This is a genomic window from Paraburkholderia sp. BL9I2N2 (assembly GCF_004339745.1).
In the GTDB taxonomy this organism is placed as follows: Bacteria; Pseudomonadota; Gammaproteobacteria; order Burkholderiales; family Burkholderiaceae; genus Paraburkholderia.
Genome location: NZ_SMGP01000002.1, coordinates 606474 through 631759 on the forward strand (window position 1 = coordinate 606474; position 25286 = coordinate 631759).

General features: G+C 62.7%; 24 protein-coding genes. 10 read left to right on the plus strand and 14 right to left on the minus strand.

The window, feature by feature from the left end:
- Positions 1-10: 10 nt before the first annotated feature.
- Positions 11-1162 carry a CmpA/NrtA family ABC transporter substrate-binding protein gene (locus B0G74_RS24640; RefSeq protein ID WP_132377467.1) on the plus strand — a complete coding sequence of 384 codons (1152 nt, stop codon included), beginning with the start codon at positions 11-13 and terminating at the stop codon, positions 1160-1162.
- Between the two features lie 22 nt (positions 1163-1184).
- Here the strand turns inward: B0G74_RS24640 and B0G74_RS24645 are convergent, their stop codons facing one another.
- Together B0G74_RS24645 and B0G74_RS24650 are read right to left on the minus strand one after the other, a co-directional pair.
- Positions 1185-2603, minus strand: a complete 1419-nt coding sequence (locus B0G74_RS24645; protein WP_132377468.1) for a sensor histidine kinase — start codon at positions 2601-2603, stop codon at positions 1185-1187.
- Complete coding sequence (locus B0G74_RS24650) at positions 2600-3271, minus strand: response regulator (RefSeq protein ID WP_132377469.1); 672 nt, start codon at positions 3269-3271, stop codon at positions 2600-2602. Before B0G74_RS24650 ends, B0G74_RS24645 begins: the two co-directional genes overlap by 4 nt.
- 140 nt (positions 3272-3411) lie before the next feature.
- Here B0G74_RS24650 and B0G74_RS24655 point away from each other — a divergent pair, with 140 nt between their 5' ends.
- The 6 genes from B0G74_RS24655 (at position 3412) to B0G74_RS47670 (ending at position 9449) form a co-directional block, all read left to right on the plus strand.
- A complete protein-coding gene (locus B0G74_RS24655) occupies positions 3412-4500 on the plus strand; it encodes an ABC transporter substrate-binding protein (RefSeq protein ID WP_132377470.1) in 1089 nt (362 codons plus the stop codon).
- Between the two features lie 101 nt (positions 4501-4601).
- On the plus strand, positions 4602-6371 hold the full coding sequence (locus B0G74_RS24660) for an iron ABC transporter permease (protein WP_132377471.1): 1770 nt from the start codon (positions 4602-4604) through the stop codon (positions 6369-6371).
- Positions 6364-7431: an ABC transporter ATP-binding protein gene (locus tag B0G74_RS24665; RefSeq protein WP_132377472.1), complete on the plus strand. Its 1068-nt coding sequence runs from the start codon at positions 6364-6366 to the stop codon at positions 7429-7431. Before B0G74_RS24660 ends, B0G74_RS24665 begins: the two co-directional genes overlap by 8 nt.
- A 53-nt stretch (positions 7432-7484) precedes the next feature.
- Positions 7485-8561, plus strand: coding sequence for a porin (locus B0G74_RS24670; RefSeq protein ID WP_132377473.1), 1077 nt, complete (start codon positions 7485-7487; stop codon positions 8559-8561).
- 194 nt (positions 8562-8755) lie between these two features.
- Entirely contained in the window at positions 8756-9136 is a 381-nt protein-coding gene (locus B0G74_RS24675; RefSeq protein WP_132377474.1) for a BPSL0067 family protein, read from the plus strand.
- A complete protein-coding gene (locus B0G74_RS47670; protein WP_132377475.1) occupies positions 9123-9449 on the plus strand; it encodes an STY0301 family protein in 327 nt (108 codons plus the stop codon). The genes B0G74_RS24675 and B0G74_RS47670 overlap by 14 nt, the downstream gene beginning before the upstream one ends.
- Before the next feature lie 334 nt (positions 9450-9783).
- Here B0G74_RS47670 and rhaS read toward each other — a convergent pair whose 3' ends face one another.
- From rhaS to rhaM, 6 genes are all read right to left on the minus strand, one after another.
- Positions 9784-10791 (minus strand): rhamnose ABC transporter substrate-binding protein, encoded by a 1008-nt coding sequence (rhaS, locus tag B0G74_RS24685; protein WP_132377476.1) that lies wholly within the window; start codon positions 10789-10791, stop codon positions 9784-9786.
- 92 nt (positions 10792-10883) lie between these two features.
- A complete protein-coding gene (locus B0G74_RS24690) occupies positions 10884-11900 on the minus strand; it encodes an ABC transporter permease (protein ID WP_132377477.1) in 1017 nt (338 codons plus the stop codon).
- Complete coding sequence (locus B0G74_RS24695; RefSeq protein WP_132377478.1) at positions 11893-12951, minus strand: ABC transporter permease; 1059 nt, start codon at positions 12949-12951, stop codon at positions 11893-11895. The genes B0G74_RS24690 and B0G74_RS24695 overlap by 8 nt, the downstream gene beginning before the upstream one ends.
- A complete protein-coding gene (locus B0G74_RS24700) occupies positions 12948-14486 on the minus strand; it encodes a sugar ABC transporter ATP-binding protein (protein ID WP_132377479.1) in 1539 nt (512 codons plus the stop codon). The genes B0G74_RS24695 and B0G74_RS24700 overlap by 4 nt, the downstream gene beginning before the upstream one ends.
- Positions 14487-14525: 39 nt before the next feature.
- The gene (locus B0G74_RS24705; RefSeq protein ID WP_132377480.1) at positions 14526-15419 is read right to left on the minus strand and encodes an amidohydrolase family protein; all 894 of its coding nucleotides are present in this window, start codon (positions 15417-15419) and stop codon (positions 14526-14528) included.
- Positions 15420-15475: 56 nt separating this feature from the next.
- Positions 15476-15799: an L-rhamnose mutarotase gene (rhaM, locus tag B0G74_RS24710; RefSeq protein WP_132377481.1), complete on the minus strand. Its 324-nt coding sequence runs from the start codon at positions 15797-15799 to the stop codon at positions 15476-15478.
- A gap of 139 nt (positions 15800-15938) precedes the next feature.
- Here rhaM and B0G74_RS24715 point away from each other — a divergent pair, with 139 nt between their 5' ends.
- A complete protein-coding gene (locus B0G74_RS24715) occupies positions 15939-16940 on the plus strand; it encodes a LysR family transcriptional regulator (RefSeq protein ID WP_132377482.1) in 1002 nt (333 codons plus the stop codon).
- Positions 16941-16956: 16 nt separating this feature from the next.
- On the opposite strand, the gene B0G74_RS24720 is transcribed toward B0G74_RS24715, so the two are convergent.
- The 4 genes from B0G74_RS24720 to B0G74_RS24735 form a co-directional block, all read right to left on the minus strand.
- A complete protein-coding gene (locus tag B0G74_RS24720; protein WP_132377483.1) occupies positions 16957-17739 on the minus strand; it encodes an SDR family NAD(P)-dependent oxidoreductase in 783 nt (260 codons plus the stop codon).
- Between the two features lie 83 nt (positions 17740-17822).
- Positions 17823-19001 carry an L-rhamnonate dehydratase gene (rhmD, locus tag B0G74_RS24725; protein ID WP_012427543.1) on the minus strand — a complete coding sequence of 393 codons (1179 nt, stop codon included), beginning with the start codon at positions 18999-19001 and terminating at the stop codon, positions 17823-17825.
- 36 nt (positions 19002-19037) lie between these two features.
- Positions 19038-20366, minus strand: coding sequence for an MFS transporter (locus B0G74_RS24730; RefSeq protein WP_132377484.1), 1329 nt, complete (start codon positions 20364-20366; stop codon positions 19038-19040).
- A gap of 94 nt (positions 20367-20460) precedes the next feature.
- Positions 20461-21213 carry an SDR family NAD(P)-dependent oxidoreductase gene (locus tag B0G74_RS24735; protein WP_132377485.1) on the minus strand — a complete coding sequence of 251 codons (753 nt, stop codon included), beginning with the start codon at positions 21211-21213 and terminating at the stop codon, positions 20461-20463.
- Positions 21214-22007: 794 nt separating this feature from the next.
- Here B0G74_RS24735 and B0G74_RS24745 point away from each other — a divergent pair.
- Both B0G74_RS24745 and B0G74_RS24750 read left to right on the plus strand, forming a co-directional pair.
- A complete protein-coding gene (locus B0G74_RS24745) occupies positions 22008-22217 on the plus strand; it encodes a hypothetical protein (RefSeq protein ID WP_132377487.1) in 210 nt (69 codons plus the stop codon).
- A 116-nt stretch (positions 22218-22333) separates the two neighbouring features.
- On the plus strand, positions 22334-23032 hold the full coding sequence (locus tag B0G74_RS24750) for an SDR family NAD(P)-dependent oxidoreductase (RefSeq protein ID WP_132377488.1): 699 nt from the start codon (positions 22334-22336) through the stop codon (positions 23030-23032).
- Positions 23033-23051: 19 nt separating this feature from the next.
- Here the strand turns inward: B0G74_RS24750 and lhpH are convergent, their stop codons facing one another.
- Both lhpH and B0G74_RS24760 read right to left on the minus strand, forming a co-directional pair.
- Complete coding sequence (gene lhpH / locus B0G74_RS24755) at positions 23052-24059, minus strand: trans-3-hydroxy-L-proline dehydratase (RefSeq protein WP_132377489.1); 1008 nt, start codon at positions 24057-24059, stop codon at positions 23052-23054.
- 33 nt (positions 24060-24092) lie between these two features.
- Positions 24093-25214, minus strand: a complete 1122-nt coding sequence (locus B0G74_RS24760; protein ID WP_132377490.1) for a branched-chain amino acid ABC transporter substrate-binding protein — start codon at positions 25212-25214, stop codon at positions 24093-24095.
- Between the last annotated feature and the right edge of the window lie 72 nt (positions 25215-25286).

The window sequence follows — 25286 nt, forward strand, 5'->3', positions numbered from 1 at the left end:
AGCGCCGTCCATGAACTCTCCTACTTCACTCGCCAGAACGTCCACATCGGGGCAACTCGAGAAGACCCATTTGCGGCTCGGCTTCGTGGCGCTTTCGGACGCCGCACCGCTCGTCGCCGCCAAGCTGCTCGAATTCGGCCATGCGCACGGCCTGACGCTGGAGCTGTCGCGTCAGCCGTCATGGGCCGCCGTGCGCGACAAACTGCTGTCGGGCGATCTGGATGCGGCCCACGCGCTCTACGGACTCGTCTACGGCGTGCAACTGGGCCTGGGCGGACCGCAAACGGATATGGCCGTGCTGATGGTGCTCAACCGCAATGGCCAGGCCATCACGCTGTCGAACCGGCTCGCCGATGCGCTCGCCGAACACGGCACACTACCCAAGGCACTCGCGACGCTCGGCCGCAAGCCGGTCTTCGCGCAAACTTTCCCGACCGGCACGCATGCGATGTGGCTGTACTACTGGCTCGCGTCGCAAGGCGTGGATCCGCTGCGCGAGATCGAGAGCGTGGCGATTCCCCCGCCGCAAATGGTCGCGGCGCTCGCCGAAGACAAACTCGACGGCCTGTGTGTCGGCGAGCCCTGGAACGCGCAGGCGGAAGCGCAAGGTGTCGGCAGAACGATCGCTTATACGAGCGACGTGTGGCCGGATCATCCCGACAAAGTGCTGGCGTGCCGGCGCGATTTTGTCGGCGCGAATCCGAATGCAGCACGCGCACTCGTGCAGACCATGCTCGAAGCGTGCCGCTGGCTCGACGGCGCGGGACATCGCGAGGAAATCGCGCATTGGCTTGCGCGGCCCGAGTATGTCTGCATCGATGAAACATTGATCGCCGCGCGCCTGGACGACGAAATTGCCGCTTCCGCACCTGGCGGTCTGCCCATGCGCTTCTTCGACAACGGCGCGGTCAATTATCCGCAAGCGTTCGAAGGCGCGTGGTTTCTCACGCAGTTCGAACGCTGGGGCATGATCGAAGCGCGTGCGGATTACGCGGACATTGCCGCGCGGATCAACCAGACGCAGTTGTATCGCGAGGCGGCCACCGCAGTGAACGTGGCGGTGCCGGAAGAACGCGCTTCAAAGGTATTGATCGATGGCGAAACGTGGAGCGACGGCACGTCACCCACCGCTTACGCACAGCGCTTTCCGATCCGCCGCTGAGTTGCTGGGTTGCTCGCCAACGTCACACCGCTTTCAACGGCGGAAACAACACGCTGACGACCAACCCGCCACCTTGCGCGTCGGTGAGCGCGACCTGCGCGCCGTGCACGCGCGCGATCTCCCGCACGATCGATAAACCCAGGCCGCTACCCTCGACCGCCTGCGTCGCTTCGCTGCGATAGAAACGTTCGAACACCGCGTCGCGTTCGCCGGCGGCAATGCCCGGCCCGTTGTCGATCACCTGCAGCAACGCTTGTTCTCCTTCGCGCGCAACCCGCACGGTAATCACCGCGCCATCGCCGGAATAACGGATGGCGTTGTCGATCAGATTGCCGACCAGTTCCGCAAGCAGATCGATCTGGCCCGTCACGTCGACACGCACGTCCTGTTCGAAACCGAGATCGATGCCGCGCGAGCGCGCCACCGGCGACCAGTCGAGCGTGACGCTGCGCGCCACCTTATGCAGCGGCACCGACGCATGCTTGACCGTGTTGCCGCTGTCCGCGTCGAGCCGCGAGAGCGACAGCAACTGCTGCACGATGCGCACCGCCTGCTGCACGGCGCGATTCAGCCGCCGCAAATGCACCCCTTGCCGGCGATTGCCCCCCGTACTTTCCTCCACGACGTCGATATCGCGCAACGCCAGTTCGGACTCCGCCTGAATCACCGCAAGCGGCGTTTTCAACTGATGCGCGGCGTCGTTGAAAAACCGCCGGCGCGACGACTGCATCAACTGCGTGCGGCCGATGTACTGATTGATCGAATCGACCAGCGGCGCCACTTCGCTCGGCAGACCGACGGTGTCGAGCGGCGTCGGATCGTCCTCGGCGCGTGCGGCCACTTTCGCCGACAGGCGGTTCAACGGCCGCAAGCCGCGCGCCACGCCCAACCAGACGATGCCGAGCGCGAGCACCACCAACAATCCTTCCTGTTGCAGCGACCCGGTCAGAATCTCGCGCGCCAACGCTTGACGCTGCTCGATCGTTTCGCCGACTCTCACCAGCACCACACGCGTCTGCGCGCTCGGCACGTCGTGCACGGGCAGCCTGAGCATGGCGATGCGCAGCGGACGGCCGCGAAACACGTCGTTATAGAACCGCACGCTGTAGGGCTCGCCCGGCACTTTTCCGGGGTCCGGCAAGTCGGGATAGCCCGTCACCACGCGGCCACCTTCCTCGCGAATCTGATAGTAGATGTTGCCGCCGCCGTTCGATTCGAACATCTCCAGCGCGAGGTACGGCAGATCGACTTCGATCTCGCCGTCGCGCAAACGGATGCCGTCGCGGATCGAGCGCAGTGAAAATTCGAGCGCCCGGTCGAAGGCCGCGTGCGCCGCGTTCATCGCGCGCTGATAGGTGAGCCATGCGTCCAGGGCGAGCAGCAGAAGCAGCGGCAGCAACAACCACAGCGCGATCCGTACGCGCAGATTCGGCCGCGTCATGCGCTTTTTGCTTCCAGCAGATAGCCGAGCCCGCGCAGCGTCACGATGCCCACCGAACTGTGTTCGAGTTTCTTGCGCAGGCGGTGCACATAGATTTCGATGGCGTCCGCGTTCACCGATTCGTCGAGCCCGAAGATCTTCTCCGACAACGTGTCCTTGTTGATCGCGCGGCCATTGCGCAGGATCAGCACTTCGAGCACCGAACGCTCGCGCGGCGTCAGCGCGAGTGCTTCGCCGTCGAGCGTGAAGCCGCGATCCACACTGTCGTAAAGCAGCGTGCCGCATTGCGCATGCAACGGCTCCTGCCCATGACTGCGGCGCAAGAGCGCACGCGCGCGCGCTTCGAGTTCGGTGAGCGCGAATGGCTTGGCGAGGTAGTCGTCGGCGCCGAGATCGAGACCGCGCACGCGCTCTTCCACCGAACCGTGCGCGGTCAGCATCAGCACCGGCACTGCATTGCGGCGCGCCCGCAAACGGCGCAGCACTTCGAGGCCGCCGAGCTTCGGCAAGCCGATATCGAGAATCACCAGTGCGTAGTCCTGGGTGCGCAAAACATGGTCGGCGGACTCGCCGTCATGCATGCAGTCGACGGTGAGTTTCGCGCTGGTCAGCGCGTCGGTCAGCGAGCGGGAAAGGATCGGATTGTCTTCGACGAGGAGCACACGCATAGAACGGAATCCCAGGGAAATCCATGAGGTGAATTCGACCATTGTGACGCATTTCCTTCGAAAACTGAAAGCGTTCAGAAAGCCCCAGTCTCTTACCATTCGCCTACACAAAACCAACACGAAGTTTTCTGGAGGAAGACGTGCAAAACGCTTTGAAGGTTCTCGCAGCCGCTCTCGCATTTGCCGCACATTCAGCGTGGGCGGCCATTCCAGCCGGTTATCCGAGTGATTACCAGGCCACGGTCGACGGTGCAAAAAAGGAAGGCAAGCTGATCGTCTACTCGGTCACGGACACCGCACTGGTGCGCCCGCTCATCAAGGATTTTGAAAGCCTGTACGGCGTCAAGGTCGAGTACAACGACATGAACAGCACCGAGCTGTACAACCGCTACATCAGCGAAAACGCGGCGAGCAGCACCAGTGCCGACGTACTGTGGAGCTCGGCCATGGACCTGCAGGTCAAGCTCGTCAACGACGGCCTGATGGCCACTTACGAATCCCCCGAAGCGAAGCAGTTGCCGCACTGGGCGCAGTACCAGAAGCAGGCTTACGGCACCACCTACGAGCCGCTCGCGATCGTCTACAACAAACGCCTCGTGCCGGGCGGCGACGTGCCGCAAACCCGAGCCGATCTGATCAAATTGCTGCAAACCAAGCCCGATCAGTTCAAAGGCCGGGTCACCACTTACGACATCGAAAAGTCCGGCGTCGGTTTCAACTACCTGACCCAGGACGCACGCGTCAACCCGCAGGTCACGTGGGATCTGGTCAAGGCCATGGGCGCCACCGGCCCCAAGCTGCAATCGAGCACGGGCGCGATGATGGAGCGTATTTCTTCCGGTGAGAACCTGATCGGCTACAACATTCTCGGCTCGTACGCGCTGACCAAGGCGAAGAAAGATCCGTCGATCGGTTATGTCTATCCGAAGGACTACACGCTGGTCGTCAGCCGCCTCGTGACGATTTCGAAGAAAGCGCAAAGCCCGAACGCCGCGAAGCTGTGGGTGGACTATCTGCTCTCGCAACGCGGTCAGACGCTGCTGGCTAATCAGGCGAGCCTGTTCTCGATTCGCGCCGACGTGGAAGGCGAAACGTCGATGGCCGGCCTCACGAAGCAACTCGGTGATTCCCTCAAACCGATCCCGATCGGTGCGGGACTGCTGGTCTATCTCGACCAGTCGAAGCGCCTCGAATTCCTCAAGCAATGGCAACAGTCGATCAAGCGCTAGCCATGCGCGTTTGATACGCAAGCGGCCGCACTGCGACGCGGCCGCCGGCCCTTCCTTCCATACCTGTCGATATGCGGCCTGCGTGCCGCAGGGGGACCCTCATGCTTTCCACTAGCGCAACCGGACGCCGCGCCGCGCCGCCGCACGCGGCAGACGGCGGCTCCATCGGCGCGCTGCCGCACGGCGGACTGCAACCGTTCATGGGGCTGCTGCGCTGGCTCGTCGTCGCGGTGCTGACCGTGGCCGTGGCGCTGCCGCTCGGCTTCATCCTGTTGCAGAGCGTGCTGAGCGCGCCGTTCTTCGACGCGAAACGCACGCTCGGCCTCGCTGGCTTCGAATTCATTTTCAGCGACCCCGACTTCTGGTCCGCGCTGAAAAACTCTTTTGTCATCGCGGCCGGGATGCTGTTCATCTCGATTCCGCTCGGCGGCATTCTCGCGTTCCTGATGGTGCGCACCGACCTGCCGGGCCGCCGCTGGCTCGAGCCGCTGCTGCTCACGCCCGTGTTCGTCTCGCCGATGGTGCTCGCCTTCGGCTATGTGGTCGCGGCCGGCCCGGTCGGTTTTTACTCGGTGTGGTGGATGGAGTTGTTCGGCACCGCCGAAGCGCCGTGGACCGTCTACTCGGTGTTCGCCATCACGGTGATCGTCGGCCTCACGCATGTGCCGCACGTGTATCTGTATTCGTCGGCGGCGCTGCGCAATCTCGGCTCGGACGTCGAGGAAGCCGCGCGTGTCGCCGGCGCGCGGCCGTTTCGCGTCGCGCTCGACGTCAGCCTGCCGATGACATTGCCCGCGCTGCTGTTCGCCGGCGTGCTGGTGTTCTTTCTCGGCTTCGAAGTATTCGGCCTGCCGCTCGTGCTCGGCGACCCTGAAGGGCACCTCGTGCTGGCCACGTATCTCTACAAGCTCACCAACAAGCTGGGCGTGCCCTCGTATCACCTGATGGCCGCGGTCGCGATGTGCATCGTCGCGATCACGTTCCCGCTCGTGCTGCTGCAACGCCGGCTGCTGAAGAGCGCGAACCGTTTCGTCACGGTCAAGGGCAAGGCGGGACGTCAAACCGTGCTGCCGCTCGGCGCGTGGCGCTGGGTCGCGCTGGCGATCGTGGCGCTGTGGCTGCTGCTGACGGTGTTCGTGCCGCTCTCCGGCATCACGCTGCGTGCGTTCGTTACACACTGGGGACATGGCGTGCATCTCGCGGATACGCTCACGCTCGCCAACTTCACCGAACTGTTCGAGCAGAACAACCTGGTCCGCGCGATTCTCAACACGCTCGGCATCGGCGTATTCGGTGGCGCGCTGGCAGTGGGCTTCTATTCGCTGGTGGCGTTCGCCGGACACCGTCGCAACGACTGGGCCACGCGCCTGCTCGATTACCTCGTGCTGCTGCCGCGCGCGGTGCCGGGCCTGCTCGCCGGTCTCGCGTTCCTGTGGGTGTTCCTGTTCGTGCCCGGCCTCAAGGAACTGAAGAACTCCATGTGGAGCATCTGGATCGCGTACACCGTTGTGTGGCTCGCCTACGGCATGCGTCTGATTCAGAGCGCGCTGCTGCAAGTCGGGCCTGAGCTCGAAGAAGCAGGACGCAGCGTCGGCGCAACGCGCGCACGCGTCAGCCTCGATGTGACGCTGCCACTCGTGCGCTTCGGCCTGCTCGCTGCGTGGCTGCTGATTTTCATGATCTTCGAGCGCGAGTATTCGACCGCCGTCTATCTGCTCTCGCCCGGCACGGAAGTGATCGGCGCGCTGCTCGTCTCGCTGTGGGCCACCGGGTCGGTCGATCAGGTCGCCGCGCTTTCTGTCATCAACATCGCGATGGTCGGCGCCGGACTCGGCGTCGCGCTGCGCTTCGGAGTGAAATTGCATGGATAAGCTCTCGGTCGACAACCTCTTTCTCAGCTATGGCGACAACCCGATTCTCAAAGGTGTGTCGTTCGAACTGAATCCCGGCGAAGTGGTCTGCCTGCTGGGCGCGTCGGGCAGCGGCAAGACCACGCTGCTGCGCGCGGTGGCCGGTCTCGAACAGCCGTCGTCGGGCCGCATCGAACTGGACGGCAAGGCGTTTTTCGACGGCGCGGCGCATGTCGATCTGCCGGTCGAGCAGCGCTCGCTCGGGCTCGTGTTCCAGTCGTATGCGCTGTGGCCGCATCGCACGGTGGCCGAGAACGTCGGGTATGGATTGAAGCTGCGGCGCGTCACCGCTACCGAGCAGAAAAAACGCGTGCAGGCCGCGCTCGACCAACTCGGCCTCGGCCACCTCGCCGCGCGTTATCCGTATCAGCTTTCCGGCGGCCAGCAACAACGCGTGGCGATTGCGCGGGCGCTCGTCTACAACCCGCCGGTGATTCTGCTCGACGAACCGCTCTCCAATCTCGACGCCAAGCTGCGCGAAGAAGCGCGCGCCTGGCTGCGCGAGCTGATCGTGTCATTGGGCCTCTCGGCGTTGTGCGTGACGCACGACCAGACCGAGGCGATGGCGATGTCCGACCGCATCCTCTTGCTGCGCAACGGACGTATCGAACAGGAAGGCACGCCGGCCGAACTGTACGGCGCGCCCCGCTCGCTCTATACGGCCGAATTCATGGGCAGCAACAACCGCATCGAGGCGCGCGTGGCCGCGGTCGACGGCGAACGCGTGACGCTTGCCGGCGACGGCTGGCAACTGCAGGCGCAAGCACGCGAAGCGCTCACGGCCGGTCAACACGCGCAAGCCGTGATCCGCCTCGAGCGCGTGCAGGTCGCCGACGGTCCCGGCACCAACCGGCTCGAAGCCGAGCTCGTCACGTCGATGTATCTCGGCGACCGCTGGGAATACCTGTTCCATTGCGGCGACCTGCGGCTGCGCGCCTTCGGGCACGTGCCGCGCGCGGCCGGCCGTCACTGGATCGAATTCCCCGCCAACGACTGCTGGGCGTTCGCTCAGGCGAGTTGAAAGCGGCACGCCACGAACCGAAGCAAAAAAAAACCAACCACCGGAGACTATTGATGAAGTGGAGCATGAAGAAAGCGACCGTCGGCGTGACTTGCGCCGGGCTCGCCGGGTTTGCAGCGGGCACGCACGCGCAGTCGAGCGTGACCTTGTACGGCATCGTCGACGCGGGTGTCGAATACGTGAACCATGCAAGCAAGGACGGCGGCGCCACGCGCCTCGTCTCGGGCGGCAAGAACACGTCGCGCTGGGGTTTGCGCGGCGTCGAGGATCTCGGCGGCGGGCTGAAGGCGGTGTTCCAGCTGGAAAGCGGCATCAACATCGCCAACGGCCAGTTCGACGACGGCCCCGGCGCGATCTTCGACCGCCGCGCGACCATCGGCCTGAAAAACCGCTTTGGGCAAATCACGCTCGGCCGCAATTTCACGACCACCTACGATTACATGCTGCCGTTCGATCCGATGGGTTACGCGCCGAACTACTCGTGGGCGACGTCATCCACGGCGACGGGCGGCCGTAAAGACGGTCTGTTCTCGCGCTCGGCCAATGCGGTGCGTTACGACGGCACATTTTCCGGCTTCAAGTTCGGCGCAATGTACGGCTTCGGCAATGTGCCCGGCAGCATGAAGTCGAGTTCGAAGTACGACTTCGGTCTCGGCTACGAGAGCGGTCCATTCGCGGCGGTCGCGACCTTCGACCGGCAGAACGGCGCGAACGACAGCGTCACGCCCGCCGATACGACCAACTACATTCAGGGCATTCACGCGGGCTTGAGTTACGACTTCGGCGCCGTGAAGGCGATGGCGGGCTACCGGAACTACCGGCGCACGTTCCACACCAGCGCGCCTACGCTGCGCAGCGACATGTACTGGATCGGCGGTCAATACGAAGTGACGCCATTCATCTCGCTGTTCGCCGCGCTCTACCATCAGGACATCAAGGACGCGAGCGATGCCGATCCGACGTTGTTCTCGCTGCGCGCGCAGTACGCGCTGTCGAAACGCACGGTGCTGTATATGGCGGGAGGTTATGCGATGGCCAAGCACGGCAATGCAGTGAGTCTGTCGCGCGATTTGATTGGCGCGGCGGATACGCAAGCGGGTGTCACGGCGGGTATCCAGCATCGCTTTTGAAGTATTTCGCTCGCCGCGTCGCACGGCGACGAAGTGGGCACGCTCGATGAATTTTGCCACCTGTAAAGCAGATTTTTCTCGGATCAAATGGAGGTAATGTGAAACCGCAACTGATCCCACCGCGCCCACCGTGAACATGAGTCCACACGCAAGCGTGTGGACAGATACCGAAACCACGTGAGCAAGGTTAAAGAATGTCTTACGTAGCAAATATGGCTGAAGCAAATTCTCTTAAAGGACAACTTGTCGGCAACGGACAATGCGTGACGTTCGTCCATGCTGTTGTTTCCATTCCACCTTCCTCGTCGTGGCACCAGGGAGAAAAAGTAAGAACCGCGAATCTGATCAGACCAGGATCGGTTGTCGCAACATTCGACCCTAACGGCAGGTACGGAAACCACATTGACGGACGCAGCCATGCAGCCATTTATCTTGGCCGCAACGCAGCCGGTATTCAGGTTCTGGATCAGTGGAACGGACATGCGGCGCAGCCCGTCCACGAACGAACAATCCGCTTCAGAAACGGACACGGAGTGAAAGCCAACGACGGAGATCAATTCTATGTGGTGGAGTGAAAGCCTTTGTGTGGTGTTCTGGGCGGTAGCAAGCGGCGCCGCGGTGGCAGCACCGGTTGCTTGTCCGGCCAATGTGCTCGATTCCGGAGTCCGGCATGTCTTGAACAACGCGGCTTTGTACGATGGGCCGCCGGACCAGATGGTGAGCCTTGCACCGGTACCCGCTGGTCCTGTAGATCACTGGGATACCGATAAGATTGACCCCTATCTCGTCTGCAAATACAAGGGCACAGCCAGGACTGTTACGCTTCACGCGAAGAACGTGAGTATGTGTTCAGCAGGCATGAAGCCATTCAGGGCACATTGCAAGTAACAGACGGATGCCACCTTACGAGCTTGGGACAGCTTCCGAACTCGCAACAGCCAAAACAGCGCGATCCGGCCGACGAGGCAACACTCAATCGTGAGCACGATCGCGTTGTGGAACACGCTGTACATGAACGCGGTGCCGACCCGAATATCACATCACGCTCAACGGACCCAACCTCACGACGAAGATCGCGCCCGATCTTTAGCGTCGGCGAATTGCGTCAGTCAAGCTTTAAAAAACACGCGGCGCGTGGACCGCTGAATCGCCCTCACGCCGCGTGTTTCGCGCGTTGCCAAACACTTCAGCCGCGCAACGTCACGCGGTGAAGTGTTGCCGCTCAGAAATTGAAGTTATCGATATTGCTCGAATCAAACGTAGTCGGCGGTCCAAGAATGATTTCGCCTTGCGGCCCGATGGTGCGTTTGCCGAGCTTGCCGGCGTCGAACGACTCGCCTTCCTTACCGCTGATCGTGCCCGACGACAGCGCCGCCGCGGCATATGCGGCCAGGTAGCCGAGTTGACCCGGATCCCACAACTGGAACGCCTTCACGGTGCCGTTCTTCACGAACGCGCGCATCTGGTTCGGCGTGCCCAAGCCTGTCACCGCCACCTTGCCCTTGCTCGACGAGGTCGAGATATAACGCGCGGCGGCGGCAATGCCGACCGTGGTCGGCGCGACTATCGCCTTCAGGTTCGGATACGCCTGCAACAAGCCCTGCGTTTCGACGAACGACTTCTGGTCGTCGTCGTTACCGTAGGCGATTTTCACGAGCTTGATCTTCGCGTACTCCGGCTTCTTCAACTCCTCCTGCATCCACTTGATCCACGTGTTCTGATTGGTCGCGTTAGGCGTGGCCGACAGCACCGCGAACTCGCCCTCGCCGCCCATCAGTTTGGACACCAGTTGAATCTGGCCACGGCCGATGCCTTCAGCGTTCGCCTGGTTGACGAACAGTTGCCGGCCCTCGGGCGCCGTGTCCGAGTCGAAGGTCACGACCTTGATGCCTTGCGACATCGCCTTCTTCAGATACGGCACCACCGCATTGGCGTCGTTGGCGGCAATCACGATCGCGTCCTGGCGCTGTGTGATCAGCGTATTGATGTACTGCACTTGCGACGACGCACCTGCGTCCGACGGTCCCACCGCTTTGCCCACGCCGCCGAATTCCTTGATCGCGGCCATGCCGCCGTCGTCGGCGATCACTTCGTAGGGGTTGTTGATCTGCTTCGGCAAGAATGCGATTTTCAGCCCGCTTTTCAGGCCCGCGGCGGACGCGGCGCAACTGATCGCGATCAACGCGACGCACAGCGCCGCGGTGCCGGTGTGACGTAGAGGTTTGAACATAGAGTGTCTCCTGCCTTGTTGTTGGACGTCGTGTTGTCCGGGTTATCGGTTGTTGGACTTTCTCTTCGTAGACGCAGGCCTTGCTGAAAACGTTAGATGGAAGAAGCGGACTTCGCGATGAAACGCCGGTCGCGCGCCGCGCGCCAGCGGGCAACCAGATTCGGTATCAGCACCGACGCCAGCAGCAGCACACCGGTAACGATGGTGAGCGTTTCGCTGGACACGTCGTCGAGCGTCAGCGCGTTCTTCAGCACGCCGATGATCAGCAGCGACAGCAGCACGCCGATCATCGACCCGCGTCCGCCGAAAATACTCACGCCGCCGAACAGCACCGCCGCGATCACCGACAACTCGAAACCTTCGCCATTGTCGCCGCGCGCGCTGGTAAAGCGCAGCGTATAGACGATGCCCGCCAGCGCGCTCATGGCGCCGGACAGCACGAACAGACGCAAGCGGATCTTCGCCACTTCGATGCCGGAGAACGCCGCGGCGGTCGGATTCGCGCCGATCGCGTAGAGACTGCGGCCGAACGCCGTGGACTGCAGCAGCACGGTGAAGACGATCGCGCCGACGATCACGATGACAAACGGCAACGGTATGAAACTCCCGCCCAGCGTGTCCATGCCGAACGCCGTATAAGCGGGCGGGAAATCCGCCACCGCCTGGTCGCCGAGCAACACATAGGCGAGGCCGCGAAACAGCGCCAGCGTGCCGATCGTGACCGCGAGCGAAGGCAGATTGAGCTTGACGATCACGAGGCCGTTCAGCAACCCGGCCAACGCGCCGGCGGCCAGCACCAGCACGATCACGAGCGGCATCGGCAAGCCCATGTGCCACAGCACGCCCATCAACGCGCTGGATGCGCCGAGCACCGAAGCCACCGACAGATCGATTTCGGCGGCGACGATGATGAGCGTCATCGGCAGCGCCATCAAAGCGATCTCGGTCAGATCGGCTAGCACGTTGCTCAGATTCGCGCCGGTCAGAAACACCGGCGACAGCAAGCGTCCGAGCGCGAGCGAGAGAATCAGCACGATTACCAGCAGCACTTCCCATTGCAGCGGTGTTTCGCGTTTGCGCGTGAGCAGCGCGGAATCGGGTTTAGCCATGATCGCGTTTCCTCATCATGCGTTTGGCGACGGAGCGGGCCAGCAAGGTATCGGCGGTGATCGCGGCGACGATCAATGCGCCTTCAATGGCCTGCTCCCAGAACGGCGACACGTGCAGCACCACCAGCGCGATGCTGATCACGCCGAGCACTAGCGCGCCGAGCGTCGCGCCGAGAATCGTGCCGACGCCGCCGGTGATCGCGACGCTGCCCACCACCGCGGCGGCCACCACCTGCAATTCGATGCCCTTCGCAGTGCTGGCATCCACGGTGCCGAAGCGGGCCAGCCACAATGCGCCCGCAAAACCGGCAATCGCGCCGGACAGCAGAAACCCGGCCATCACGCGACGTTCGACATTCACGCCGGCCAGACGCGCCGCCTCCGGATTCGAGCCGATGGCGTAATGTTCGCGCCCGCCGCGAAACTGTTTCAGATAGACGGCGAGACCGATCAGCACGACGATCGCGATCAGCGCGAGTGTCGGGATGCCGAGGAACGTGCCGGTGGCAAGGCGCGAAAACGCATCGGGCAAGCTGGTGGCGTTGATCTGTCCGCCGTGCACCCACGCGTAGTCCGCACCGCGAAAGATGTACAGCGTGGACAGCGTCGCGACGAGCGACGGCACGCGCCCTACCGCGACCAGCAGCGCGTTGATGGTGCCCGCCACGAGACCGATGGCTAGCCCCGCTCCCAACGCGACGATCACCGGCATATGCGGAAACGCGACATACAGACTGCCGACCGCATATGCGCTGACGCCGACCGTCGATCCGACCGAGAGATCGATATGCCGCATCAGGATCACCACGGTCATGCCGGCTGTCAGCAAGCTGATAATCGACACATTCAGCAGCACGTCGCGCAGGTTCTGCAGATTCAGAAACTGCGGCTTCGCGAGCCCGGTGCCCACGATCAACAGAACCAGCACGACGAAGAGCGTCGTCTCGCGGCTCTTCGCGATGCTCGCGGCGAAACCGCCCGGCGAACTGACCGCGCGCTTCGGGACCGGCGCCTGCACCGGTGCGGGATGAGTGGAAGAATGGCGCATCATGCGGCGTGTCCCAGCGGTGAAATCGGTTGACCGGGTTGGCCAAGTGCCGCGCCCATGATGCGTTCCTCGTCGGCATCGGCACGCGCTATATCCGCGCTAATACGTCCCTCGTGCATCACCAGCACGCGGTCGGCCATGCCAAGGACTTCCGGCAATTCGCTCGAGATCATCAGCACCGCCATGCCGTCGCGCACCAGTTCGGCGAGCGCGCTATACACCTCGGCCTTCGCACCGACGTCGATGCCGCGCGTGGGTTCATCGATGATCAGCACTTTCGGTCCGGTGGCCAGCCATTTGCCGAGCACGACCTTCTGTTGATTGCCGCCCGACAACGTGCCGACCGGCGCGTTGGGATCGCCTGCCTTGAGGCGCAGGCGCGTGCCCCATTGATTAGCGAGTTGCGTCTCGCTGCGCGTGGAGATGAGGCCGTGTTTGACGAGGCGGCCGAGCACCGTCATCGATGCATTGCGCGCGATGCTCAATTCCAGCGCGAGTCCTTGCTGGCGGCGGTCTTCCGGCACGAGCGCAAGTCCGGCGCGCACCGCGGCGGCGGGCCGACCTGCCGTCAGACGCTCGCCGGCAATCCAGATTTCACCCGAGTCGAGCGGATCGATGCCGAAGATCGCCCGCGCGACTTCGCTGCGCCCCGCGCCGACCAGTCCGGCGAGCGCGACGATCTCGCCCGCGCGCACGTCGAAGGAAATGTCCTTGAACACGCCGATGCGCGTGAGGCCACGCACCGACAGGCGCACTTCGCCGGGCGGCCGCTCGGCCTTCGGATAGAAGGTTTCCAGATCGCGCCCGACCATTTTGGCGACGATCGACTCGGTGTTGAGATCGGCGGTCAAACCGTCGAAGACTTTCGCGCCGTCGCGCATGATCGTGACGCGTTGTGTCAGCGCGAATACTTCGTCGAGCCGGTGCGTGATGAACAGAATCGCCACGTCACGCTCGCGCAGCTTGCGCACGATGGCAAAGAGCCGCTCCACTTCGGGCAGCGACAACGCCGCGGTCGGTTCGTCCATGATCAGCACGTTGGCGTTCAACGACAGCGCCTTGGCAATTTCGATCACCTGCTGATCGGCAATCGACAAACCACGCACCAGTTGATCGGCGCGCAGATCCACACCGAGCGACGCCAGCAAGCCGTCCACCTCGCGGCGCATCGCGTCGTACTGAATCCGGCCGATGCGGTCGACCGGTTGCCGTCCCATGAAGATGTTCTCCGCGATCGACAGATCGAAGAACAGCGTCGGTTCCTGATAGATGACCGCGAGCCCGGCGTCGCGCGCCTCGGCGGGTGTCGCGAAGCGGCGCGCCGCGCCGTCCACCAACAACTCGCCGGTGTCCGGCTGATGCACGCCCGCGAGAATCTTCACGACCGTGGATTTGCCTGCGCCGTTTTCGCCGAGCAAGGCATGCACTTCGCCCGGCCAGAGCGCGAGGTCGCCGTCGGAGAGCGCGCGAACCCGCCCGAAAGATTTACTCGCATGCCGCAATTCGAGCCTCGGCACAGCGGATGTGGGTTGCTGCACTACGTGTCTCCTTCTTTTTCGTGTTCCAGGCAACGTCTTTCAGATGCGGTAGCAACGTTCCGCGTTACGGCAAAACAGCGCTTCTTTTTCGGCGACGCTCGCGCCCTCGACAATCGACGCATACGCATGCCACAAATCCGCGTAAGAGCCGAACAGCCGGTCGACCGGAAAGTTCGAGGCGAACATCGCCCGCTCGACGCCGAATGTATCGATCGTTTCGAGCACGTAAGGCCGCAGGCTTTCAACAGTCCACTTATGATCGAACATCGCGAGTCCGCTGATCTTCACGGCGACATTGCGGCAACCCGCGAGCAAGCGCATGCCGTCGCGCCATGCGCGATAGCCGGCCACGCTGCTGCGGTCGACGAACATGCCCGCGTGGTTGATCACGAACTGCGTGTCGCCATGTTCGCGCGCCAACGCCGCCGCCTCTTCCATCTGTGACGGATACAGTTGCAGATCGAACGACATGTCGTAACGGCGCAGCAACGCAAAGTGCTCGCGCCATTGCGGCTCGCGCATGAAATGACGGCCGACGTAATCGAACAGCTTGTTCTCGTGCACGTTCAGAATCTGCCGGATGCCACGCGTGTTGGCGAACGATGCATGCGCTTCGAGCACGGCTGGCGCATTCGGCGCGGACAGATCCACCGCGGCGACGATCGCGTTCGGCATGCCGCGCGATTCCTTGCGATCCGCAATGGACTGCAGCCAGCGCGTTTCTTCGACTGGATCGGCGGGCTCGTGATTCGCTTCGACGTGCACGAGTTTCAGCACCTCGATATCGCCCGCTTCGCTCAACAGATCGTCGAGCAGATAGTCGTGCTTCAGATCGCGCGCGTCGCCCACGAACGACACGCCCGGGTTTTCCAGCCACGGATAGCGATGCGTTTTCAGATCCCACAAATGGATATGCGAATCGACCACCTGCATGCGACATCCTCCGTCCGGTAAAGTCGTTTCGAGGTTTGAGATCCTGCCGGATCAGTTCAGCTTAGCGAATTCAAATGAAAGACCGGTTCGAGCGGCTGCTGCACGGGCGTGTGATCCGGAGCCGTCTGCATGATGTCGGCCATGTAGTCCCACCATTTGCGCATCACCTCGAGTTGCGGCAGTTCGTCCATGGTGTGGTGGCTGTTTCGCGTCAGCACGGCGAAAAGATGATCCGAGCCCGGATCGAAGAAAATCCGATAGTCGCGCACACCGGCGTTGTGCAATGCATCAACCAGCTCAGGCCAGATTTGCGCATGACGCCGTTCGTATTCCTCGCGCATGCCGGGGTTGAGCACCATCCGGAAAGCGATTGTCTCCATTGCGGCCTGTCTCCCGTCGTATCCGGGCGCTTTTCCAGCGAAGCGTGGAAGCGTCTGATACGACTATAATTCCTGCGTCGATAGCATCTCAATCCGAAGTTGGGATTGGGCGATCCACAAACCGAATCGCACCCGCCCCATGAGCCAACCCTCAGCAACTGTCGCACTCGTCAATCGGCTCAAGTTCAAGCACCTCGCGCTGCTCGTCGCGCTCGACGACGCGCGCAATCTCCATCAGGCCGCCGAGGCCGTCAACGTGGCCCAGCCGAGCGCGAGCCGCATGCTCGGCGATATCGAAGAAGCGTTCGGCTTCCTGCTGTTCGAGCGCAACGCGCGCGGCATGACGCCCACGCCGCTCGGCGTCGTCACGCTGGCTTACGCGCGGCGCGCGCTGGCCGAACTGACCCGTTTCGCCGAAGACCTCGACGTGAAACGCCGCGGCGGTCATGGCCAACTGACGGTCGGCGCGATCATGGGCGCCGCGCCCGATCTGCTCGCCATGGCGGTCGCCGCGCTGAAAACCGAGAGCCCTCTGCTGAACGTGCGCATTCTCGGCGAAACGAGCGACCAGGTCGTGCAATTGCTGCATCGCCGCGAAGTCGACTTGGCGCTTGGGCGCCTGACCAGTCCGCTGCAACACAACGATTTCAGTTTCGAGCCGCTCGCGCGCGAGACGTTGTTGCTGGTGGTGCGTTCGGTGCATCCGCTCGCGCAGCGCGCGCGCCTCACGCTGCGTGAACTGATCGACTGGCCGTGGGTGGCGCAACCTGTCACCAGTCCGGCGCGTGTACTGTTCGAAGAGGAACTCGCGCGCGCGGGACTGGCCACGCCGGTGAACCTGACCGAATGCGCGTCGATTTTCGCCACGCTGCAATTGCTCGAGAATTACGATGCGGTGGCGATGCTGCCGGAGTCGGTGGTGCGGGATCATTTGCGCGGCAAACTGCTGGTCGCACTGCCGCTCGAAATCGGCAAGAGCCTCGCCGGCTTCGGCATTCTCACGCGCAAGGAAGAACCGCTCGCCGAACCGGCGTTGCGCTTCATCGACCTGTTGCGCGGTTTCTCTCGCAAGCTCAAGCGCGATGACACCGCCGCGGCCGCTCCCGACTCGGTGATCGCGTCTTCGGCTCCCGTGAACTGAAATCGGCATCGGCGCGTTACTGCAGGTTGACGAAGAGACCGCCGTCCACCAGCAACGCCGCGCCGGTCACATAGCGCGCGCGGTCGGAAGCGAGGAACGTCACGCAATCGGCGACATCTTCCGGGCGGCCCAGTCTGCCGAGCGGAATGCGCTTTTCGAAGTAGGCTTTTTTGGCTTCGTCGGCGAGGTCTTCCGCATTCAGGTCGGTTGCGATGGTGCCCGGCATCACCGAGTTGCAGCGAATGCCGTACGGTCCCAATGCGACCGCGCAGGATTGCATCAGCGAATGCACGCCAGCCTTGGTCGGCGTGTAATGCGTTTGCATGCCGCCGCCCACTAGCGCGCTGATCGAACTCGTCGCCACGATCGCGCCGCCCGTGCCTTGCAGCTTCATCTGTTGCGCGGCGGCTTGCGTGACATAGAAGGCGCCGTTCAGATTGACCGCCACCGTCGATTCCAATACTTCCGGCGGCATGTCGAGAAACGCGTGGAACGGACAGATGCCCGCGTTGCTGGCTAGCACGTCGACTTTGCCGAAAGCCTCGACCGTATGGCGCACCAGTTGCTGACCGGTTTCGCGCGCGGCGACGTTGCCCTCGATCGCAATCACGCGCCGCCCCAGCGCCTCGATTTCGGCGACCACTTCCGCGACCGCAGAGCGGCGTCCATACGATGCATCGTTATCGCCCCAGTAGTTGATCGCCACGTCCGCGCCTTCGGTTGCGCACGCAACCGCGATCGCACGGCCGATGCCGCGCGAGCCGCCGGTGACGATCACGACCTTGTCCTTGAGCAGCACGTCATTCTCCTTTTATGTTTCTACGTTGCGGCAGATTACGCGCAGCGAGCGCCGCAACTCAACTAACGCAATCACGCGCGTAATCAACGCGGATAAGGCCGCACCAATGCACATTCCGGATTCAGCCTCACGCCGAATCCCGGCGTGTCCGGCACCTTCATGCGTCCGTTCACCGGCACCGGCTCGTCGAGCAGCAGCGGCGTGAACATCGGCACGACCTCGTCGGCCTTGGGCGCCATCATCAGAAACTCGGCGAACGGCGAGTTGTGCCGCGTGACCACGAAGTGATAGCTATACACCGATGAACCATGCGGCACGACCATCACATTATGGGCATCCGCTAACGCGGAGATCTTGATCAATTCGGTAATGCCGCCGCACCAGCCGACATCCGGTTGAATCAGATCGCAACATTGCATCTCCAGCAGCATGCGAAAGCCCCAGCGCGTAGCTTCGTGTTCGCCGGTCGACACCATCATGCCGCGCGGCACGTTGCGGCGCAGTTCGGCGTAACCCCAGTAGTCGTCGGGCGGCAGGCATTCTTCAATCCACTTGAGGCCGTATTCGTGCGCCGCTTGCGCGAGCCGCGTCGCATACGGCACGTCGAGGCTCATCCAGCAGTCATACATCAGCCAGAAGTCGTCGCCGACGCGGCTGCGCATGTCCGCGAGCTTTTCCAGATTCTGCTTGAGGCCCGCTTCGCCTTCAGCCGGACCGTGCTGCAACGGCAGCTTGCCGCCGATAAAACCCATCTCCTTCGCGAGATCGGGCCGCGCGCCGGTTGCGTAGAACACGAGTTCGTCGCGCACCGGACCGCCCAATAGCTGGTACACCGGCTCCTTGCGCACTTTCGCGAGCAGATCCCACAACGCGAGATCGACGCCCGAGATCGTATTCAGCACCACGCCTTTGCGGCCGTAGTACAACGTGGAGAAGTACATCTGATCCCACATCTTCTCGATGTCGGTAACGAGTTGGCCTTCGAGAAAACGCGCGAGATGTTTCTCGACGATGAACGCGCCGATCTCGCCGCCCGTCGTCACCGCGAAACCGACGGTGCCGTCGCTCGCTTCGATCTCCACCACCAGCGTGCCGAGCACGTTGATACCGAACGACTGGCGGCTCTGCCGATACTCCGGATAACGCGCCATCGGCGTGGAAATGTGATCGTCGATCCAGTGTCCGCCGGGTTGGTCGTGATAATCCGCACCGCCGCCGCGGACGATGAAGGCACGCACGTGCCGGATGGTAGGCATGGCCATGAATGGGGCTCCGTTATGAGTGCGTCGAGCGAGCGCCTAGCGGGCGCGATGCAGTAAGGTTTCGAAAGTGGTGTGCGGCTGCGCGGGATCGCGGCGCAAGAGCGTGCCGATCAGCAGCGCGGCGAGCAGACTCGACACGCCCAGCACGACCAGTCCCGCCGACGTCGACGAAAACGCGTGTTCCGCCGCGGTGCGCAAGCTCGGTGCGATGAAGCCGCCGAGTCCGCCGAGCGAATTGATCAAGGCGATCCCGCCCGCCGCGGCGGCGCCCGTGAGGTAACGCGTGGGGAAGGTCCAGAAGAGCGGCTGCGCCGCGATAAAACCGCTCGCCGCACAACACAGCGCGAGCAAGCCGAGCAGCGGGCTATGCGCGAGTCCCGACAAGCCGATGCCGAACCCGGCGACGATCAGCAAGGCCACCGCCCAACGCCGATGCTCACCCGTGCGATCCGCGCGCCGCGGCACATACCAGGTCACGGCCAGCGCGCACAGCCACGGTAGCGCGGCGACGAGTCCCACACGCAAACCGACCGTCGTGCCAAGAAATGCCGCCACCTGTTGCGGCAAATAGAAGATCACGCCGTACACGCTCATCTGGATCAGCAGATAGATCGCCGACAGCAGCAACACACGGCGGTCCACCAGCGCCGCGAGAATGCGATGCGGGCCGTGCGCGGACGCAAGCAGTGCGTCGTCGTCGAGAGCCGCGCGCAAGCTGGCGCGCTCTTGCGGTTCGAGCCAACGCGCATCTTCGGGACGATTGTCGAGATACCAGAAGGCCCACACGCCGACCACTGACGCCAGCGCGCCTTCCACCAGAAAGAGCCATTGCCAGCCGGTAAGTCCAAGTGCACCGTGCAATTCGAGCAGCGAGCCCGACAAGGGGCTACCGAAAATAAACGCCAGCGGCGCGCCGAAATAGAAGACGCCCACCGCGCGCGCCCGGGACGACTGCGGAAACCAGTGCGTCAGATAATAGATCACGCCGGGAAAGAAACCCGCCTCGGCGACGCCGAGCAGAAACCGCAGCGTGTAGAACGCGGTCGGCGTATGAGCAAGGCACATGGCCGCCGATACGAGCCCCCACGTCACCATGATCCGGCACATCCAGGCACGCGCGCCAACCCGATGCAGCAGAAGATTGCTCGGCACCTCGAACAACGCATAGCCGACGAAAAACACGCCCGCACCAAACGCAAACGCCGCATTCGACAGACCGGTATCGTGCTGCAAGGCTTTCTGCGCGAAACCGATATTGGCGCGATCGAGAAATGCCAGCACGTACATCAGCAGCAGAAACGGCAGCAGCCGGCGCATAACCTTGCTGTTGATCGCCTCGAGTGAAACGGGCGCAGGCGCTTCCATGTCGTCTCCTTCGCAGAGCGCGCGGGCGGCGGCTCTGCGTTTTCTTGTCTTGTGTAGCGCTACTGAGATCAGGCTCGCGTGATGCCGCGGCGCCTCAGTACGTTGCGCGACCGCCAGACAGGTCGAACACCGATCCGGTGCTGAACGCGCAGTCCTCGGACGAGAGCCACAGAATCAGCGACGCCGCTTCTTCCGGCAACAGGAAACGGTTCATCGGAATCTTCGAGAGCATGTAGTCGATGTGCTGCTGCGACATCGAATCGAAGATCTCGGTTTTGGCCGCGGCGGGCGTAACGGCATTGACGAGAATGTTCTTCGTCGCGAGCTCTTTGCCGAGCGATTTGGTCAGGCCGATGAGCCCTGCCTTGGAGGCGCTGTAGTGCGAGGCGTTCGGGTTGCCCTCCTTGCCGGCCACCGAGGCGATATTGACGATCCGGCCATAGCCCTGCTTGAGCATTTGCGGCACGACCGCGCGACAGGTGAGATACGGGCCGATCAGGTTCACGTCGATCACGCGGCGCCAGACGTCGGGCTCCAGTTCCCACGTGGCGCCGTTGCCGCCGGTAATGCCGGCGCAATTGATCAGCACGTCGATCGCGCCATGATCGGCGACGGTTTGCGCCACCGCCTGCGCGACGGCGGCTTCCTGCGTGAGTTCGACGGTGACCGCGGTGACTTTGCCCAGTTCGCTGAGCTCACGCTGGCTGCGCGCGAGGCGGTCCGCGTCCACGTCCCATAGCGCGACCGAGGCGCCCGAGTTCAGCGCCCGTTGCGCCACCGCGTAGCCAATGCCACGCGCGCCGCCGGTAATGGCGACTACGCGCCCCTCCAGATCGATTCGATTCATCGCTGTGCTCCTTGGCAGGCCTATGCGGCGTGCCTTTGTGTTGTTGTATGCCGGCTGGTTGTGCTGTCAGTGCTGCTTGTGCTGACGGTTCAGCCAATATACGAGCGCTGCGATGCGCTAACAATTCGAGTATTGGAGAGGGTGATAACAAAAGTGGATCGCGGACAGCGAGGCAAACCCTGGTATTAATCCGCCCTCCCCGTCATTGAAACTTCATATATTGACGGGACAATCGCGCCACTGAGAGAGAGCGGGCTGTTGTTGCCCATAAAAATCGAATGCAAATCCAGCTGAATACACCGGCCAGCCGAGTCAGTTTTCATCGGGGATTCGGTCTGCGTGCAAGTACGACGCCCACGGGCGATGGCTTGCACTCGGCGGATCTCATCATCGAAGAACCCGGACGCCCTCCGCGCGCGTTCAACTCGCTAGACTTTTTCTACGACCACGAACAGGCAATTGGCTACGCAACCGCTTGGGGGCGTATCTGGGTCGACTCGAAGATGTAGAGCGCTTCATCGGGCGTCCGTGCCTGAGTCACCGTTGCCAGGACGACGCCTTATTCCTGTGGCAGCGCACGCACGCCTCGCTAGTCCATACTAGTGCAGCGCAATCGCGCTCAAACCCCGGAGGGACGGCCCCATCCAACCCCTTTTACTTTATTTTTTTGCACTTGCACAACCGCTCCATCGAGCCGGATACTGATTTGGCCCGCGCTGTCAGCGGGCGCATCAGTCTTCTCCCGCTCCGCGCGGGCTCATTTCGAACGATGGATGCGAACGTCAGGAGGCGCCATGGAAGTCTGCGATGGATGCTCCGACATCGACGGCCTGCCAGTCGATGTGCAACGGCAGGAAAACCTCACGCTCATCGGTGTCGCGGAGTGCAACGGCACGCTCGTCCTCGAGCACTATCGCTGCGATAAATGCCGGGCCGTTATCGCCAGACAATTCACGGGCGACTCCGACGAACGGGTCTGGAGCGTAATCGAAGCCTCTCCTTAGGCAAGCGACGCCACCATCCGTCAACTCAGTGCCATTCACGGTGAACGCCTACAATCAGCAAGGCATGATGCGGCACACACACGCCGCAGCGCTTCCCTGTTGATTCCGGAGGAACCATGAGTCGAACTGAGACTGCATTGATTGTCGGCGCGGGTAAGGGCTTGAGCGCCTCCCTCGCACGCCTGTTTTCGGCGGAGGGCATGCAGGTCGCGCTCGCCGCCCGCGATACCAGCAAGCTGACGGACCTGGTCGACGAGACGGGCGCCCTGCCCGTGAGTTGCGACGCCAGTCAAACAGACCAGGTCACGGCACTCTTCGAGCGCGTGGAAAAAGCATTCGGCGTCCCCGATCTCGTCGTGTACAACGCGAGCGGCCGCTATCGCGCGCCAGTTGAAGCCATCGAGCCACAGAAGCTCGAAGACGCCTTCAAAGTGACTGCCCTCGGCGGCTTTCTCGTGGCCCAGGCCGCGGCGGTGCGCATGTTGGCGCGCGGCCACGGCACTGTACTGCTGACCGGCGCGACTGCCAGCGTGAAAGGACTGCCCGGCTCGACACCATTCGCCATGGGCAAATTTGCGCTACGAGGCATGGCCCAATGCATGGCGCGCGAGTTGGCGCCAAAGAATATTCACGTTGCCCATTTCGTGATCGACGGCGGCATCGCCAGCAGCGCGAGAGGTCCGGAAGAAGGCGGCGCGGACGACAAATGGCTGGACCCCGATGCCATTGCAAGGGAATACCTTCACATTCATCGTCAGCACCGCAGCGCGTGGACGTGGGAGGTCGAACTGCGCCCGTGGGTCGAGCGGTTTTAGGCCTCGTTGCTCGTCTGACCTAACGCACCAGAAATCCGTGGGTCAGCGGGTCACGCTCGTCGATAATCCAGGTCGCGAAGCCGCACACAAAGGCGTTGCCTTCGACTTCCGGAATGACGGCCTTGAAATCGCCCACCGTGGTTTCGCTCAGGACGCGCCCTTTGAACACGGTGCCGATAATGGACTCGTTCACCAGGGTGTCGTCCTTGCCCAGCTTCCCACGCAGATAAAGCTGCGCGACCCGGCCTCCTGTTCCGGAGCCGGTCGGTGAACGGTCCACCTCACGATCGGCAAACACACAACAGTTCGCTTGCGTCGAATCCGCATGCCGCGGCGCATTCGCAATGATGGTGCCGTAGATGTGGTTGATCTCGGGGATGAAGGGATGCTCGACAGGAAACGCCTTGTTGGCCGCCTGCTTGACTTCATCGCCGAAGCGGATGAGCTCTTCCACCGACGACTCCCGCACCGCGAGACCATGCGGTTCGCCGTCGGTGTAAAAGTAGAACGCGCCGCCGAACGCGATATCGCCCGTCACCGAACCGAAGGACGGCGTCTCGACGGTCACGTCCTGCTTCCAGATAAACGACGGCACGTTGACGAAGCGGACATTGCCGGCGTGCTCGCCATCCCACTTCACGAATGCTTCGATGAACCCGCACGGCGCGTCGATGCCCACGCGCGTTTCGGGTATCTCACGCTGAACCCAACCCAGTTCGACCGCCGCCGTCGACAGCGCGATGACACCGTGGCCGCAATGGTCGCTGTACCCTTCGTTATGAAGGAAGATGATGCCGAAGTCGGCATTCGGGCTGACCGGTTCCGTCAGATACCCGCCGTACATATCGGCATGCCCACGCGGTTCGAACATCAACGCCCGGCGGATATCGTCCGCGTTTTCCTTCAGCCATGCGCGCCGCTTGACGATCGTGTCGCCGGGCAGACGCGGCAAACCGCTGGTGACAATGCGGAATGCCTCGCCGCCGGTGTGAACTTCAACAGTCTGGATAGTGCGTGAAATTTTCATGTTTGCTTCATGAAGTCAATGGGTCGCTTGCCGTTACTGTCCGTACGGGACCGGCAAGCCGTTCTTGATGACGTACACGGTAGTCGGCGCGCCCTTCAGGTCACCGGACTCGTCGAACGAATAGGTGCCCGCGACGCCCTTATAGTTTTCCTTCGCGAGTTGGGCGGCCAGCTTGGCCTTGTCCGTTGTGGTTCCCGCCTTCACCATCGCGTCGGCCAGCAACTTGACGCCGTCGTAGTAGCTCACGGCATAGACCTGCGTATCGATGTTATAGGCCGCCTTGTACTTTTGCAGAAATTCGCGGCCGGCCGCTGTCTTCTCCAGCGCAATGCCGCCCTGCGCGCAATACACGATCGATGCCGCTTCGCCGGCAACCTTGCCCATGTCAGCCGAGCAGATGCCGTCGCCGCCGAGCAGCTTCGCCCTCAGTCCGCGTTGGCGCATCTGTTTGGCCATCGGCGCCCCCTGCGACGCGTACCCGCCGAAGAAAATCACGTCGGGATTTTTGGCCTTGATGGTCGTCAGAATGCCGAGGAAGTCGGTCGCCGACGAGTTGGTGAATTCCTGAGCCACGATCTGAATGCCGTTCGCCTTGGCGACCTTCGTGAACTGTTCGGCGACGCCTTGACCATACGCCGTGCGGTCGTCGATGACAGCAGCCGTCTTGGCCTTCAAGGTCTTCGCGGCGAACTGCCCCATCGTGCCGCCCAGTTGCTCGTCGCTCGCGCCGATCCGGAAGATGTTCTTGAAGCCCTGCTTCGTCAGTGCCGGGTTCGATGCGACCGGCAGCATCGGCACGTTTCCGGCGTTGTAGACGCGCGAGGCGGGAATCGCCACGCCCGAGTTGTACGGTCCGACCACCGCGACTACGCCGCTATCCACCAGTTTCTGCGCAACCTGCACGCCGATTTTCGGGTCCGCCTGGTCGTCTTCCGAGTCCAGTTTAAAGGTGACCTTCTGACCTGAGACGGTAACACCCGCCTTGTTCAGCTCGTCGATGGCGAGCCGCGCCCCGTTCTCGTTGTCCTTGCCGTTCGGTGCCTGCGGACCGGTGAGCGGCGCCGAATGACCGATGGTGACGACAACCTGGGCACTCGCGGACAGGGTGAAACCAGCGGCCATCAATGCGGCCGCAGTCATTGCAAGACATCGCATACCGGACTCCGATTGGACTAGGGAGCAATCACCTTATGCTCAATTGGGTTCCAGTTCAATCGAGCGGTACGC